Genomic DNA, 15,288 nt, shown 5'->3' on the forward strand with positions numbered 1-15,288 from the left:
GGAAGGGAGGGGTCGGTGGCGGTGCGGACTGAGCATGCACACGCCAATAATCCCAGCCCCCACCGCGCTCGGCCAGACAGGTGAAGACCGGATGAACTACTCCCACTTCGTCCGGCCGAACGGCTCCCCTCGCCGAAGCCGGGGATCGTCGGCGACATGGTGGTGCCGGAGCGGGCCGTACTCCGCCTCTCCCGGGCCGCCGCCGGCCCGCGCTGCCGGCCGGCAGGCGGTGTATCCCCGAGTTCCCTGCCGGTACGGACCACGATCCCGCCCGGAACTCATCGGCGCTCGTCCCGTGGTCTGCGGTTAGGCTCGGGCGTGGACGACCTTGATCCGAATCTCGATCCCAGGGGAGGCCGCGGATGACGCCGGGGCGCAGGAGCAGCACCTTCACGCGACTGCTGCGGCACGGCTTCACCGACGCCTCCGCGGCCGAGCGGCTGCTGGACAGCGCCGAGCTGGCCGCCGTACGCGACGATCCGGTGCTCCTCGACGCGCTCGGCGCCACCGCCGACCCCGATCTCGCCCTGCACGGCCTGGTACGGCTCCTGGAGGCCCAGCCCGGCCCCACCGCCCGCCGCGAGCTGCTCGACACCCTGATAGCGGCCAAGCCGCTGCGGGACCGCCTGCTGGGCGTCCTCGGCGCCTCCGCCGCCCTCGCCGACCACCTGGCCCGGCACCCGCGCGACTGGGAGGCCCTGGTCACCTACGAGCCCCGCGACCTGCACCCCGGCGTCGCGGAGTTCGAACGCGGGCTCGCCGAGGCCGTCGACCCGGTCTCCCTCCGGGTCGCCTACCGGCGCTGCCTGCTCTCCATCGCCGCCCGGGACGTGTGCGGGACGACGGACGTCGCCCAGACCGCCGCCGAACTCGCCGACCTGGCCACCGCCACCCTGCGCGCCGCCCTCGCCCTCGCCGAGGCCGCCGCGCCCGGGGACGCCGCCGCCTGCCGGCTCGCGGTCATCGCCATGGGCAAGTGCGGCGGCCACGAGCTGAACTACGTCTCCGACGTCGACGTCATCTTCGTCGGGGAGGCCCTGGGGGCACCCCCAGGCCCTTCAGGCACTGGGGGAGGGGCCGACGAGAGCAAGGCCCTGCGGTCCGCCACCAAGCTCGCCTCGCACATGATGCGGATCTGCTCCGAGACCACCGTGGAGGGGTCGATCTGGCCGGTCGACGCCAACCTCCGCCCCGAGGGCCGCAACGGCCCCCTCGTCCGCACCCTCAGCAGCCACCTCGCCTACTACCAGCGCTGGGCCAAGACCTGGGAGTTCCAGGCCCTGCTCAAGGCCCGCCCGGTCGCCGGCGACCTCGACCTCGGACAGGAGTACGTCGACGCGCTCGAACCCATGGTCTGGAAGGCCGCCGAGCGCGACAACTTCGTCGCCGACGTGCAGAAGATGCGCCGGCGCGTGGTGGAGAACATCCCGGCCGCCGAGATCGACCGCGAGCTGAAGCTCGGCCCCGGAGGGCTCAGGGACGTCGAGTTCGCCGTGCAGCTCCTCCAGCTGGTGCACGGCCGCACCGACCTCACGCTGCGCTCCGGCACCACCCTCGACGCCCTCCAGGCCCTCGCCGCCGGCGGCTACGTGGGCCGCGCCGACGCCGTCCAGCTCGACGACGCCTACCGCTTCCTGCGCTCCATGGAGCACCGCATCCAGCTCTACCGGCTGCGCCGCACCCACCTGGTCCCCGAGGACGATGCCGACCTGCGCCGCCTCGGCCGCTCGCTGGGCCTGCGTGCCGAACCGGTGACCGAGCTGATCCGCGAGTGGAAGCAGCACACCGGCGTCGTACGGCGCCTGCACGAGAAGCTCTTCTACCGCCCGCTGCTCGACGCCTTCGCCCAACTCGCCCCCGGCGAAGCCCGGTTGAGTGCCGAGGCGGCCCGGGAGCGGCTGGTGGCCCTCGGCTACGCCGACCCCGCCGCCGCCCTGCGCCACCTGGAGGCCCTCGCCTCCGGCGTCACCCGCAAGGCCGCCATCCAGCGCACCCTGCTGCCCGTCCTGCTGGGCTGGTTCGCCGACTCCGCCGACCCGGACGCGGGCCTGCTGAACTTCCGCAAGGTCTCCGACGCGCTCGGCAAGACCCCTTGGTATCTGCGGCTGTTGAGGGACGAGGGCGCCGCCGCCGAGAACCTCGCCCGGGTGCTGTCCGCCGGCCGCCTCGCCCCCGACCTGCTGATGCGCGCCCCGGAGGCGGTGGCCCTGCTCGGCGACGGCGACGGGGGCGGCCTGGAGCCGCGCGGCCGGGCCCAGCTGGAGCAGGAGATCCTCGCCGCCGCCGGCCGCGCCGACAACGCCGAGGACGGGGTGCGCGCGGCCCGCGGCGTGCGCCGGCGCGAGCTGTTCCGGACGGCCGCCGCCGACATCGTGGACTCCTACGGCACCGAGACCAAGCCCGCCGAGGCCGACCAGGGCGCCCTGGTCGACCGGGTCGGCGGCGCGGTCTCCGACCTGACGGCGGCGACGCTCGCGGGGACCCTGCGGGCGGTGGTCCGGGGCGGCTGGGGCGACACCCTGCCCACCCGGTTCGCCGTGATCGGCATGGGCCGCTTCGGGGGCCACGAGCTGGGCTACGGCTCCGACGCCGACGTCCTGTTCGTGCACGAACCGCAGGAGGGCGTGGCCGAACGGGAGGCCGCCGACGCGGCCAACAAGGTCGTCGCCGAGATGCGCCGGCTGCTCCAGGTCCCCAGTGCCGACCCGCCGTTGCTGATCGACGCGGACCTGCGCCCCGAGGGCAAGTCCGGGCCGCTGGTGCGCACCCTCAAGTCCTACGAGGCGTACTACCGCCGCTGGTCGCTGGTGTGGGAGTCGCAGGCCCTGCTGCGCGCCGAACCGGTCGCCGGGGACGAGGAGCTGGGACGCCGGTTCATCGAACTGGTCGACCCGCTGCGGTACCCGGCGGAGGGGCTCGGCGAGGACGCGGTGCGCGAGATCCGGCGGCTGAAGGCCCGGATGGAGTCCGAGCGGCTGCCGCGCGGCGCCGACCCGAAACTGCACACCAAGCTCGGGCCGGGCGGCCTCTCCGACGTCGAGTGGACCGTGCAGCTGCTGCAGCTGCGGCACGGCTGGGCCGAGCCGGGACTGCGCACCACCCGGACCCGTCAGGCGCTGGCCGCGGCACAGGCGGCCGGGCTGCTGGGCACCGAGGAGGCCGCGATCCTGGACGAGGCATGGGTGCTGGCCACGCGGGTGCGCAACGCCGTGATGCTGGTGCGGGGCCGGGCCGCCGACACGTTCCCCTCGGAGAGCCGGGAGCTGGCCGCGGTCGGGCGGTACCTGGGGTACGGGGACGGGCACGCCGGGGACATGCTCGACGCGTACCGGCGGACGGCGCGCAGGGCCCGGGCGGTCGTGGAGGAGCTCTTCTACGGGGCCTGACGGGGCTTGGCGGCCGCTTCGCAGGAGCCGGGAAGCCGGACGGTGACGAGGAGACCGCCGCCGGGGCGGGGCGCGAGGTCGAGGGTGCCGTCGTGCGCCCGGACGACGCTGCGCACGATGGCCAGCCCGAGGCCGACGCCGGCGTGCTCGTCGGTGCGGACGCGTTCCGTGCCGCGCTGGAAGGGTTCGGTGAGGGTCGGTACCAGTTCCGGCGGGAGCGGACGGCCCGTGTTCTCGACCCGCAGCACGCTCGCGTCGTGCTGACGTTCGGTGTGGACCGTCACGGTGCCGCCGGCGGGGAGGTTGTGGACGACGGCGTTCTGGACGAGGTTCGTCACCATCCGCAGGATCAGTGCCGCGGAGCCGACGGCGTGGGCCGGCTCGCCGGTGACGTCGAGCGTGACCCGGCGCTTCTCGGCGACGGCGAGCAGCGTCTCGGCGGCCTCCTCGGCGGCGAGGGAGAGGTCGACGGGCTCGCGGGTGAAGCTCCTGCCGTCGGCGCGGCTGAGCAGCAGGAGCGCCTCGGTGAGGTCGATCGCCCGCGTGTTGACGGTGTGCAGGCGTTCGACGAGTTCGCCCTGGTCCCGCGTGGGGTCGTTGCGGGCGGCGTCGAGGAGCGTGCGGGAGACGGCCAGCGGGGTGCGCAGTTCGTGGGAGGCGTTCGCGGCGAACCTCTGCTGTTCGGCGACGTGGGACTCGAGTCGTTCGAGCATGGTGTCGAACGCGTCGGCCAGTTCACGGAACTCGTCTCTGGGCCCCGTCATGCGGATCCGGTGGGAGAGCGATCCGGTCGAGGCCAGCCGTGCCGCGTACGCGATCCGGGTGAGCGGTGCGAGCATCCGGCCGGCGAGGATCCATCCGCCCAGCAGGCCGAGGACGAGGAGGACGGCCAGTGCCGTGGCCGCGGCGGGGGCGAAGCCGTTCAGCAGGTCGGAGCGCTTGGGCCCGATGATGATCACGGCGCCGAACCTCTTCTGGATGGCTCTGGCGTCCTCGTTCGGGAGCCAGCGCAGCACGAACACCCACATCACGGCCAGCAGGAGGACGCCGGCGACGAGGAGGAATCCGGCGTAGCTGAGGGTGAGCTTCAGTCGGGCGCTGAGGTTCGGGCGTCTGTTCACGGTGTGCCCAGCGTAGGCAGCCGACTCAGCCCGTCGGCGTCAGCGCGCGGCTCGGCCGGTCCGAGGGCGGCTGTGCCGTCGGGCGCCACCAGGGGCGCGACGCCAGCCCGGCCAGCAGGGCGCCGACGGCGTTGACCAGGACGTCGTCCACGGAGGACACCCGGTCCAGGCGAAAGACGTACTGCGCGGTCTCGACCAGGACCGAGCAGCCCGCCCCGAGCGCCAGGATCCGCGGCGCGGACGCCAGCGCCGCGAACCGCACCGGGGCGAAGAACCCCAGCGACGCGAAGACCAGCAGGTTGCCGACGATCCCGAGCGCCCCCATCGTGACCAGGTCCCGCAGCGGCACGAGGCTCACCCGGGCGGGGGCGGTACCGGCCCCCTCGCCCGGCATCATGGTCAGCCACACGAACGGCACCGTCCCGTGCACCATGCCCACCTCGGCCAGCGACGTCCGCCACGCCGACGTGTCACCGGCGGCACGCCGGCGGTACGCCAGCGCCCACGCCACCAGCGCGGCCAGCGGCAGCGTGACCAGCGTCATGAGCACCACGCCGTTGAACGTGTCGAAGCAGCCGTGCCACTGCCCGGCCATGCACCTCGGGGCGGACATCATGAGCGGCCGCCGTAGGACGAACAGGGCGCCCGCAGCGCCGAGGAGCGCCAGGCCGAGGAAGGGTGCGTTTCGGTTCACGCCTCCATGGAAGGTGGCGGGCGGTTGTGGCGGCGTATGCGGTTTTCGATACGCCCGCGATACGCCGAGTGTGCTGGACACGGAGTCCGCCGGACACGGAGTCTGCCGGAGCAGGGGTTCAGTGCTGGAGCAGCAGGCTCCGGGCGTGGTTCATGAGGCCCGTCAGGCCCACCTCGAACGCGCGGTCCGCCCTGCCGTCCTCCACCGCCGCCAGGGCCTGCGCCAGGCGCGGGGTCGGTGTCCGGTCCGTCAGCTCCCACATCGTCTCCGGGGCCGCCAGGTCCAGCGCCGAGCCGAGCACCAGGTTCTCCAGGGCGATCAGCAGGGGCATCACGTCCGCCGCGGCGAAGCCCGCCGTCAGCAGCACCGTGACCGCGCGCTCGTACTGCTCCAGGACCCGGGGTGCCCGCACCGGCGAGGTCATCAGGAGCGGGATCGCCCTCGGGTGGGCGGCGAACGCGGCCCGGTAGGAGCGGGCCCAGGACTCCAGCGCGGTGTCCCAGGGGGCCAGGTCCAGGGTCGCGGGGTCGATCGCGGCCGCGACCCGTTCGCGCAGCAGCTCGACGATGCCGTCCCGGCCGTCCACATGGTGGTACAGCGAGCCGGCCTGGGTGCCGAGCCGCTTCGCGATCTTCGGGACGCTGAAGTCGCCCTGCTCGTCGACGAGTTGCAGCGCGGTCGTGGTGATCCGCTCCCGGTCGAGGAGCGGGGTGCGCGGCCGTCCCATCTGTGTGTTCTCCCCTGAAGGTGTGAAACGGGTCTTCCCGGATGTCCAGGAGGAGGCTACATTGCCAAAACCGAAAGGCTTTAGATTTACGGGTCCGGGGCACCTCCTGCCCCGGTAGCGCCGGTTATCCCGCACGCCCGGAACCCTCCCGTCCGTCGCGCTCGAAGGGCTCCTCCCCATGTCCGTCACCGCTCGCGAGGAGAGCACGCCACCCGCCGTGGCCACGCTCCGCTCCGGCTCGCTCGGCACCGCCGACATCGCCTTCTTCGTCATCTCCGCCGCCGCCCCGCTCACCGTGATGGCCGGCGTCGCCCCCCTTGCCGTCCTGCTCGGCGGTATCGGCGCCCCCGCCGGCTACCTCATCGCCGGCATCACCCTCGCCGTCTTCGCCGTCGGCTTCACCACCATGAGCCGGCACGTCAGGAGCGGCGGCGCCTTCTACGCGTACATCACCCGCGGCCTCGGCCGCCCCGTCGGCATCGGCGCGGCGCTGCTCGCCCTCGTCGGCTACAACGGCATGGAGATCGGCGTCTACGGCCTGCTCGGCAGCGCCGGGCGGGACACCGCGAAGGCCCTCTTCGGCGTCGACGTCCCCTGGCTGCCGATCGCCCTCGCCGGTCTCCTCCTCATCGGCTACGGCGGCTACCGCTCCATCGAGTTCGGCGCCAAGCTGCTCGGCGTGCTGCTGGTCGCCGAGACCGGGATCCTCGTGCTGCTCGCCGGCGGAGTGCTGGTGAAGGGCGGCGCGCACGGGCTGTCCGGCGCCTCCTTCGCACCCGGCCACGTCTTCGTCTCCGGCACCGCGGTCGTCCTCGCCTTCGCCTTCGCCGCCTTCACCGGCTTCGAGTCGACCGTCATCTACCGCCGCGAGGCCCGCGACCCCGACCGCACGGTCCCGCGCGCCACCTACGTGGCCGTCGCGTTCCTCGGCCTCTTCTACGCCTTCATGGTGTGGATCATCATCCAGGCCTTCGGGAACCAGGACGTCATCGCGGCCGCCGCCAAGGACCCCGGCGGGCTCTTCTTCACCGCCATCACCACCTATGTGGGCGGCTGGGCGGCCGACCTGATGCACCTCTTCATCGTGACCAGCATCATCGCCTCGCTGCTCGCCTTCCACAACGCGATCAACCGCTACGTCCTCGCCCTCGCCGAGGAAGGCGTCCTGCCCAGGCCGCTGGGCACGATCCACCCGCGCCACCGCTCCCCGCACCTGGCCGGTGCCGCGCAGACCGTCCTCGGCCTGGCGGTCGTGCTCGCCTTCTGGGCGGCGGGCGCGGACCCGTACAACCAGCTGCTGCTGTGGGTCAACACCCCGGGAATGATCGGCCTGTTCGCGCTCCAGCTGCTCGCGGCGATCGCGGTGCCCTGCTACTTCCGGCGGATACGGCACGAGGAGGGCACCCTGCGCACCGTGGTCGCCCCGACCGTCGCCGCCGTCCTGCTCGCCACCGCGATAGGGCTCGTCATCACCCATATCGACCTGTTCACCGGGGCGTCGAGCACGGTCAACACCCTGCTGATCGTCATCGCGCCCGCCGTCTTCGTCGCGGGCCTCGGTCTCGCGTGGTGGCTGCGCCGCGAACGGCCCGCGGTGTACGCGGACTTCGCGGCCGAGCCGACCGAATAGGCGAACAGTCGAGTAGCCGAACAGCCGTACCGGACAAGGGAGTTCACCGCAACATGACCGCCAGCCCCGACCTGATCCTGACCGGCGCCGAGGTCCGCACCCTCGACCCCGCCCGGCCGTTCGCCACCGCCGTCGCCGTCCGTGACGGGGTGATCGCCGCCGTCGGCGAGGAACGGGACGTCCGCGACTGGCGGGGGCCGGGCACCGAGGTCATGGACCTGAGCGGCGCCCACCTGGTGCCCGGCCTGGTGGACGCGCACAGCCACCCGGTGTGGGGCCTGGACATGGCGACCGGCGCCGACCTGTCGGGCGTTCGCGACCTGGCGGGCCTGCGGGCGGCGCTGACCGGGGCCGAACGGACCGACGGCTGGGTGATCGGCTTCGGCCTCGACCACAACGCGTTCGAGGGCCGCCCCGTCGACCGCGCGCTCGTCGAGAAGGTACTCGGCGGCGCCCCCGCCTTCCTCCGGCTCTACGACGGCCACTCCGCGCTCGCCAGTGGCGCGGCGCTCGCGGCGGCGGGGGTCACGGGCGCGCGGGCCTTCGCCCAGCGGGCGCAGGTCGTCTGCGATCCCGAGGGCCGCCCCACCGGGCACCTCGTGGAGCATGCGGCGATGCAGCTGGTCGAGCGGCTGGTGCCCCGGCCCTCGTACGCCGCCCGCCGGGCCCGCCTCGTCGAGCTGCTCGCCGCGATGGCGGCCACCGGGCTGACCGGGGCGCACGTCATGGACGCCGGGGACGCGGAACTGGTCGGGGCGGTGGCCGAGGAGACCGTCCTGCCGCTGCGGCTGCGCTTCGCGCCCTGGTGCATGCCGGGGATCGACGCGGCCGGGCTCGCGGAGCTGGTGGCCGCGCAGGGGCGGGGCGGGCGGCACTGGGTGGTGGACGGGGTCAAGTTCTTCATGGACGGGACCGTGGAAGGGGGCACGGCCTGGCTGGCGCACGCGGACTGCCACGGCCAGGGGACCGCGGCGTTCTGGCCGGACCCCGAGGCCTACGGGGCCGCCGTACGGCACCTGCACGGGGCCGGCGTACGGACGGCCACGCACGCCATCGGGGACGCGGCGGTACGGCACGTCCTGGACGTGGTGGCGGGGCTGGGCGCGGGCGCCGCGGGCCGGCACCGCATCGAGCACATCGAAACGGCCCCGGACGACCTGCTGCCCCGCTTCGCGGAGCTGGGGGTGGCCGCGTCGATGCAGCCGCCGCACACGGCGTACACGCGGGCCGACGGCACGGACGAATGGTCCCGGAGGCTGGGTTCGGCCCGCGCCGGGCACGCCTGGCGGCTGCGTGACCTGCGGGACGCGGGTGCGACGGTCGCGCTGGGCTCGGACTGGCCGATCGCCCACCACGACGTCCGCGCCGTCCTGGCGACGGCCCGCGCCCCGCGCGGCGCCGCGTCGGCCCGGGCGGGCCTGACGGGCCTGGAGGCCCTGGAGGGCTGCACGACCCACGCGGCACGAGCGGCGGGCGAGGCGGCCGTCGCAGGCCGCGTCGCGGTGGGCTGCCGCGCCGACCTGACGGCGTTCGCCCTGGACCCCGTCGACTCCCCGGCGGACGAACTGACAGAGGCACCGGTACGCCTGACGGTGACCGGAGGGTACGTGGTGCACCGGGGGAAGTGAGGCGCCGGCGGGCCGAGCAGGGTCCGGCACCGCCGGTCACCGCCGTGGTGGCTGGGCGCCGTCGCGGCGGGGGAAGGGGGCCGGCAGTTGCCCTGATCCGGGGGTGCTCCGGGCCGGGGGTTGCTCCGGGCCGGGGTGGTTCTGGGCCGGGGTGGTTCTGGGCCGGAGGTTGTCATTGATGCGTCGGTTGTTCTTGAGCCGACGGCTCTCTGTTCTCCGCCGCAGCGGCGCTCAGCCACCGCCGTGGTGGTCGGCGGTGCCGAACCGGCCGTGCGCCCCGGACCGATGCCGGCCTCGGCCGCAGCAAGGCCTCGCCCCGGACCGAGGCCGGCCTAGCCGCCCGCAGGGCTCCGCAGCACGGTCACCCCCGTCGGCTGCCGGGGCAGGGCGTACGGCAGGGCGCCGTACCACAGGCGGGCCACCGCGAAGCCGAAGGCCAGGCAGAGGGCGCCGCCCACCGCGTCCAGCCAGAAGTGGTTGGCCGTGGCGACGATGACGAGGAGGGTGGCCGTGGGGTAGAGGAGGCCGAGGAGCCGGACCCAGGGCACCGAGGCCAGGGCGAAGACCGTCAGGCCGCACCAGAGGGACCAGCCGATGTGCATGGACGGCATCGCGGCGTACTGGTTGGACATGTGCTTGAGGTCGCCGGAGGCCATCGAGCCCCAGGTGTGGTGGACCGTCACCGTGTCGACGAAGTCGCCGTCGTTCATCAGGCGGGGCGGGGCGAGCGGGAACAGGTAGTAGCCGAGGAGGGCGACACCGGTCGTGGCGAAGAGGGCGAGGCGGGCCGCCGCGTAGCGGCCGGGGTGGCTGCGGTAGAGCCACACCAGCACCCCCAGCGTCACCACGAAGTGCAGGGTCGCGTAGTAGTAGTTCATGCCGACGATCAGCCAAGTCACCGAGTTCACGGCATGGTTGACCGACTCCTCGACGGCGATCCCCAGGTGGCGCTCGGCCCGCCAGATCCAGTCGGCGTTGCGCAGCGCCTGCGCCTTCTGCTCCGGGACCGCGTTGCGGATCAGGGAGTAGGTCCAGTAACTCACCGCGATGAGGAGGATCTCGAACCAGAGCCTGGGCCGGCGCGGGGTGCGCAGCCGGTGCAGGAACCGCTGGTCGCCCTCGCCCGTGACGGTCCGCGGAAGGGTCTGTTGTGCGCGACCTTCCGGCTCTGTCACGGTCGAGTCACTCATAGGCACAGAGTCTGCCAGAAAAGACGTCTACGGCAGATCATCCCAAGGTCGGGTTCACCGTGCATGTTCTACGGCGGGGCGACTACTTCCCAGGTACTGCCGCCGTGGAACCGCGTACCACCAACTCCGGCATGAAGACGAACTCGCTGTGCGGGGCCGGGGTGCCGCCGATCTCCTCCAGCAGGGTGCGCACCGCGGCCTGGCCCATCGCCGGGACCGGCTTGCGGATGGTGGTGAGCGGCGGGTCGGTGAAGGCGATGAGCGGGGAGTCGTCGAAGCCGACCACCGAGACGTCCCGGGGGACGTCCAGGCCACGCTGGCGTACGGCCCGTATCGCGCCGAGGGCCATCATGTCGCTGGCGCACACGATCGCCGTGCACCCGCGGTCGATGAGCGCCGTGGTGGCCGCCTGGCCGCCCTCCAGGGTGTAGAGGGAGTGCTGGACGAGCTGCGTCTCGATCGTCTCCGCGGCGAGGCCCAACTGGTCCTGCATCGCCCGCACGAACCCCTCGATCTTGCGCTGTACCGGGACGAAGCGCTTCGGGCCGAGGGCGAGCCCGATCCGGGTGTGGCCCAGGGAGACGAGGTGGGTGACGGCCAGCGTCATCGCGGCCCGGTCGTCGGGCGAGATGAACGGCGCCTGCACCTTCGGCGAGAAGCCGTCCACGAGGACGTACGGCACGCCCTGCGCCCGCAGCCGCTCGTAGCGCTGCATGTCGGCGGTGGTGTCCGCGTGCAGCCCTGAGACGTAGATGATGCCCGCGACCCCGCGGTCCACCAGCATCTCGGTCAGCTCGTCCTCCGTGGAACCGCCGGGGGTCTGGGTGGCGAGCACCGGGGTGTAGCCCTGCCGGGTCAGCGCCTGCCCGATGACCTGCGCCAGGGCCGGGAATATCGGGTTCTCCAGCTCGGGCGTGATCAGGCCCACCAGGCCCTCGCTGCGCTGCCGCAGCCGGACCGGACGCTCGTAGCCGAGGACGTCCAGGGCGGCGAGCACGGACTGGCGGGTGGTGGCGGCGACGCCCGGCTTCCCGTTCAGGACCCGGCTCACCGTCGCCTCGCTCACCCCCGCCTGCGCTGCGATGTCGGCAAGCCGTGTGGTCACGGCACCGGACTGTACCGGCCGTATCGTCATCGCGGTCCCTCTGTTCTGGTCGGCGCTCCTGGTCCCGCAAGGGGATGATTCCCGTGCGGAAGTCGGATGGCAAGAGCTTGCAGAGTCTTGCACAACCGGGACATGCCCCGCTCAGCCCAGGGCAGCAAGGGTCTCGGGGCGGTCGACGGGGAGTCACGGCGGCATAACGTCCGCAGTCTCTTGCACTTTTTTTCTGCAAGGTCTTTCGCAAGGCTTACATCGCTGTTACGTTCCCTGACGCCCGGCCACGGCAACGGCGCGTCGGCAGCACAACGGGCTTTCACCCTCAAGGAGAACTCATGCGGCGTGGCATAGCGGCCTCCGCGCTGGTGGCGTCCCTCGCCCTCACGGCGACGGCGTGCGGCGGGAGCGACAGCGACAGCAAGTCGGACGGCCCGGTCACCATCACCTGGTGGGACACCTCCAACGCCACCAATGAGGCACCCACGTACAAGGCCCTGGTCAAGGAGTTCGAGGCCGCGAACAAGGGCATCAAGGTCAACTACGTCAACGTCCAGTTCGACCAGGCGCAGAACAAGTTCGACACGGCCGCCCAGTCCGGCAAGGGTGCCCCCGACGTGCTGCGCTCGGAGGTCGGCTGGACCCCCGCCTTCGCCAAGGCCGGCTACTTCGTGCCGCTGGACGGCACCGCCGCCCTCGCCGACAAGGACAAGTTCCAGTCCAGCCTGATGACCCAGGCCCAGTATGAGGGCAAGACCTACGGCGTCCCGCTGGTCACCGACACCCTCGCCCTCGTATACAACAAGGCGCTCTTCAAGAAGGCCGGCATCACCGCGGCTCCCACCACCTGGGACGAGGTGAAGGCCGACGCCGCCAAGATCCAGGACAAGGCCAAGACCACCGGCTACTGGGGCCCCGAGGCCGCGTACTACACCCAGCCCTTCCTCTACGGCGAGGGCACCGACATGGTCGACGCCTCCGCCAAGAAGATCACCATCACCTCGGCGGCGGCCGAGAAGGGCTACCAGACCTGGCTTGACCTCTACTCCGGCAAGGGCCTGCACAAGGCGGACGTCACCGCCGACGCCTACGCCCACCGTCAGGACGCCTTCGTCAACGGCAAGGTCGCCATGACCATCGAGGGCCCCTGGGAGATCACCAACTTCTACAAGGGCTCCGCGTTCAGCGACAAGTCCAACCTCGGCATCGCCACCGTCCCGGCCGGCTCCACCGGCAAGGCGGGCGCCCCGACCGGCGGCCACAACCTCTCGATCTACGCCGGCATCGACAAGACCCACCAGGCCGCGGCCGAGAAGTTCGTCGCCTTCATGACCTCCGCGAAGTCCCAGACGGAGATCGCCCTGAAGAACTCCACCCTGCCGACCCGCTCCGACGCCTACACGGCCGAGGTCAAGGCCGACCCGGGCATCGCCGGCTACCAGGCCGTCCTCTCCTCCGCCCAGCCGCGCCCGGCGCTCGCCGAGTACTCCTCCCTGTGGGGTCCGGTCGGCACCGAGCTGACCAAGATCGCCGGCGGCAAGGAGTCCCTGGACAAGGGCCTGAGCACCGCCGAACTCGGGATCGAGAAGCTCGTCCCCGACTTCAGCAAGTAAGCGCCGGCCGGCCGCCGGAGTGCCTCGTTCAGGGAGGTGCTCCGGCGGCCACCGGCCTGTGCCCAGCCAGCCCGACCCCGGAAGACCAGAAGGTGTCGAACCATGACAGTCGCCATCGACCGCGCGACCGGCAAACGCCACGGTGACCGCGCGCCCCGCCCCGGGCTGGGCCAGCGGCTGAAGAACAACTACCAGAAGTACTGGTACGCCTACGCGATGATCGCGCCCGTGGCCGTGGTCCTCGGGGCGCTCGTCGTCTACCCGTTGGTGTACGGCTTCTACCTGACGTTGACGGACGCCAACAGCCTCAACACCGCCCGCACCATCGGCGTCAACCACATCGACGCCACGTACAAGTTCATCGGCCTGGACAACTACAAGGACATCCTGTTCGGCCCGACGTCCTACGACCGCTTCTGGTCCCACTTCCTCTGGACGATCGTCTGGACCGCGCTCTGCGTCACCCTGCACTACACCATCGGTCTCGGCCTCGCCCTGCTGCTCAACGAGAAGTTCCGCGGCCGCACCTTCTACCGCATGGTCCTGGTGCTGCCCTGGGCGGTGCCGACCTTCGTCACCGTCTTCGGCTGGCGGTTCATGCTCGCCGACGGCGGCATCATCAACGCGACCCTGCACTTCCTCCATCTGCCGCAACCCGACTGGCTGGAGGACACGTTCTGGCAGCGGGCCGCCGCGATCCTCGTCAACACCTGGTGCGGTGTGCCGTTCATGATGCTCTCGCTGCTCGGCGGCCTGCAGGCCATCGACGGCACGCTCTACGAGGCCGCCGAGATGGACGGCGCGAGCGCCTGGCAGCGCTTCCGGTACGTCACCCTGCCGGGGCTCAGGTCCGTCAGCTCCACCGTCGTACTCCTCGGCATCATCTGGACGTTCAACCAGTTCGCCGTCATCTTCCTGCTGTTCGGCAACACCGCCCCCGACGCGCAGATCCTGGTCACCTGGGCCTACTACCTCGGCTTCGGACAGCAGCCGCGTGACTTCGCCCAGTCCGCCGCCTACGGCATGCTGCTGCTGGCCATCCTGATCGTCTTCACCTCCTTCTACCGCCGCTGGCTCAACCGCAACGACCAGCAGCTCGCGATCTGAGACAGGAGTTCCCATGAGTACGACCACGGTCCGGACCTCCGCCCAGGTCGCCGAGGAGGCCCCCGTGACGACCACCCGCCGAGTCCGCGGCAGGGGCGAGCGCGGCCCGCTGGGCAGCGCCGCCGTCCACGGCGTCCTCGCCGTCGCGAGCCTGATCGCGTTCTTCCCGGTCGGCTGGCTGATCTTCCTGTCCCTCGGCCCGGACAAGGACGACTACCTGCACCCGAGCGGCATCTGGCACAAGATGACGCTGGACAACTACTCGTTCGTCCTCCAGCACACCGGCTTCTGGGACTGGTTCAGGACGACGATGATCGTCGTCGGCGGTACGACGGTCATCGGCCTGATCCTCGCCTCCACCACCGGCTACGCGGTCTCCCGGATGCGCTTCCCCGGCTACCGGAAGTTCATGTGGCTGCTGCTGGTCACCCAGATGTTCCCGATCGCCGTGCTGATCGTGCCGATGTACCAGATCCTGTCCCGGCTCGGCCTCATCGACAGCTACCTCGGCCTGATCCTCGTCTACTGCACGACGGTGGTGCCGTACACGGCCTGGCTGCTCAAGGGCTACTTCGACACGATCCCCTTCGAGATCGACGAGGCCGGCCGAGTCGACGGGCTCTCGCCCTTCGGCACGTTCGCCCGGCTGATCCTGCCGCTGGCCAAGCCCGGTCTCGCGGTCGCCGCGTTCTACAACTTCCTCACGGCTTTCGGCGAGGTCGCCTTCGCGTCGACGTTCATGCTCAGCGACGACAAGTACACGTTCGCGGTGGGGCTGCAGAGCTTCATCAGTGAGCACGACGCGCAGCGCAACCTGATGACCGCGACGGCGGTGCTGATCGCGATACCGGTGGCCGTGTTCTTCTACCTCGTGCAGAAGAACCTGGTGACCGGCCTCACCGCCGGCGGGACCAAGGGCTGACCGTTGGCCGAGTCACGAGGGTCGTCGTTCGTCTGCGGCGCCGTCGTGGCTGGTCGCGCAGTTCCCCGCGCCCCTTTCGGGGCGCTGCCCCTCGGGGCGTTGCAACTCCCGCGTGCCCGAACGCGCGGGGTAGGCGGCCGTGGTCTCCATCCGACCCCGCTGTGACCGCGGCCG

At 71.9% G+C, this 15,288-nt stretch carries 11 protein-coding genes; 6 read left to right on the forward strand and 5 right to left on the reverse strand.

Going from position 1 to position 15,288, the window contains the following annotated elements; genetic code table 11:
* Positions 1-362 precede the first annotated feature (362 nt).
* Positions 363-3,386 carry a bifunctional [glutamine synthetase] adenylyltransferase/[glutamine synthetase]-adenylyl-L-tyrosine phosphorylase gene (locus ACFWPQ_RS45420; RefSeq protein WP_384049161.1) on the forward strand — a complete coding sequence of 1,008 codons (3,024 nt, stop codon included), beginning with the start codon at positions 363-365 and terminating at the stop codon, positions 3,384-3,386.
* Here ACFWPQ_RS45420 and ACFWPQ_RS45425 read toward each other — a convergent pair.
* The 3 genes from ACFWPQ_RS45425 to ACFWPQ_RS45435 all read right to left on the reverse strand — a co-directional run bounded on the left by ACFWPQ_RS45425 (position 3,374) and on the right by ACFWPQ_RS45435 (position 5,928).
* Complete coding sequence (locus tag ACFWPQ_RS45425; protein WP_384049164.1) at positions 3,374-4,507, reverse strand: sensor histidine kinase; 1,134 nt, start codon at positions 4,505-4,507, stop codon at positions 3,374-3,376. The two genes, ACFWPQ_RS45420 and ACFWPQ_RS45425, sit on opposite strands and share 13 nt — an antisense overlap.
* Before the next feature lie 25 nt (positions 4,508-4,532).
* Positions 4,533-5,201, reverse strand: a complete 669-nt coding sequence (locus ACFWPQ_RS45430; RefSeq protein ID WP_384049167.1) for a VanZ family protein — start codon at positions 5,199-5,201, stop codon at positions 4,533-4,535.
* 118 nt (positions 5,202-5,319) lie between these two features.
* Positions 5,320-5,928 carry a TetR/AcrR family transcriptional regulator gene (locus ACFWPQ_RS45435; protein WP_384049170.1) on the reverse strand — a complete coding sequence of 203 codons (609 nt, stop codon included), beginning with the start codon at positions 5,926-5,928 and terminating at the stop codon, positions 5,320-5,322.
* Between the two features lie 178 nt (positions 5,929-6,106).
* Between ACFWPQ_RS45435 and ACFWPQ_RS45440 the strand changes: the two genes are divergently transcribed.
* Both ACFWPQ_RS45440 and ACFWPQ_RS45445 read left to right on the forward strand, forming a co-directional pair.
* Entirely contained in the window at positions 6,107-7,558 is a 1,452-nt protein-coding gene (locus tag ACFWPQ_RS45440; RefSeq protein WP_384049172.1) for an APC family permease, read from the forward strand.
* A gap of 53 nt (positions 7,559-7,611) precedes the next feature.
* Complete coding sequence (locus ACFWPQ_RS45445; protein WP_384049175.1) at positions 7,612-9,186, forward strand: amidohydrolase; 1,575 nt, start codon at positions 7,612-7,614, stop codon at positions 9,184-9,186.
* A 332-nt stretch (positions 9,187-9,518) separates the two neighbouring features.
* On the opposite strand, the gene ACFWPQ_RS45450 is transcribed toward ACFWPQ_RS45445, so the two are convergent.
* Positions 9,519-10,376, reverse strand: a complete 858-nt coding sequence (locus ACFWPQ_RS45450) for a phosphatase PAP2 family protein (RefSeq protein ID WP_384049178.1) — start codon at positions 10,374-10,376, stop codon at positions 9,519-9,521.
* An 82-nt stretch (positions 10,377-10,458) separates the two neighbouring features.
* Complete coding sequence (locus tag ACFWPQ_RS45455; RefSeq protein WP_384049179.1) at positions 10,459-11,481, reverse strand: LacI family DNA-binding transcriptional regulator; 1,023 nt, start codon at positions 11,479-11,481, stop codon at positions 10,459-10,461.
* Positions 11,482-11,810: 329 nt separating this feature from the next.
* Between ACFWPQ_RS45455 and ACFWPQ_RS45460 the strand changes: the two genes are divergently transcribed.
* The 3 genes from ACFWPQ_RS45460 to ACFWPQ_RS45470 all read left to right on the forward strand — a co-directional run bounded on the left by ACFWPQ_RS45460 (position 11,811) and on the right by ACFWPQ_RS45470 (position 15,114).
* Entirely contained in the window at positions 11,811-13,085 is a 1,275-nt protein-coding gene (locus tag ACFWPQ_RS45460) for an extracellular solute-binding protein (RefSeq protein WP_384049182.1), read from the forward strand.
* A gap of 102 nt (positions 13,086-13,187) precedes the next feature.
* On the forward strand, positions 13,188-14,192 hold the full coding sequence (locus tag ACFWPQ_RS45465) for a carbohydrate ABC transporter permease (protein WP_384049185.1): 1,005 nt from the start codon (positions 13,188-13,190) through the stop codon (positions 14,190-14,192).
* A 13-nt stretch (positions 14,193-14,205) separates the two neighbouring features.
* Positions 14,206-15,114, forward strand: coding sequence for a sugar ABC transporter permease (locus ACFWPQ_RS45470; protein ID WP_384049188.1), 909 nt, complete (start codon positions 14,206-14,208; stop codon positions 15,112-15,114).
* Positions 15,115-15,288: the final 174 nt, after the last annotated feature.

Origin of the sequence: Streptomyces sp. NPDC058464 (assembly GCF_042721035.1) — a bacterium.
Lineage (GTDB): Bacteria > Actinomycetota > Actinomycetes > Streptomycetales > Streptomycetaceae > Streptomyces.

What these genes read in the sequence shown, in the direction of transcription:
- ACFWPQ_RS45420 (WP_384049161.1), top strand. Translation starts at nt 363, where the DNA reads ATGACGCCGGGGCGCAGGAGCAGCACCTTCACGCGACTGCTGCGGCAC.
- ACFWPQ_RS45435 (WP_384049170.1), bottom strand. Translation starts at nt 5,928, where the DNA reads ATGGGACGGCCGCGCACCCCGCTCCTCGACCGGGAGCGGATCACCACG.
- ACFWPQ_RS45440 (WP_384049172.1), top strand. Translation starts at nt 6,107, where the DNA reads ATGTCCGTCACCGCTCGCGAGGAGAGCACGCCACCCGCCGTGGCCACG.
- ACFWPQ_RS45445 (WP_384049175.1), top strand. Translation starts at nt 7,612, where the DNA reads ATGACCGCCAGCCCCGACCTGATCCTGACCGGCGCCGAGGTCCGCACC.
- ACFWPQ_RS45450 (WP_384049178.1), bottom strand. Translation starts at nt 10,376, where the DNA reads ATGAGTGACTCGACCGTGACAGAGCCGGAAGGTCGCGCACAACAGACC.
- ACFWPQ_RS45460 (WP_384049182.1), top strand. Translation starts at nt 11,811, where the DNA reads ATGCGGCGTGGCATAGCGGCCTCCGCGCTGGTGGCGTCCCTCGCCCTC.
- ACFWPQ_RS45465 (WP_384049185.1), top strand. Translation starts at nt 13,188, where the DNA reads ATGACAGTCGCCATCGACCGCGCGACCGGCAAACGCCACGGTGACCGC.
- ACFWPQ_RS45470 (WP_384049188.1), top strand. Translation starts at nt 14,206, where the DNA reads ATGAGTACGACCACGGTCCGGACCTCCGCCCAGGTCGCCGAGGAGGCC.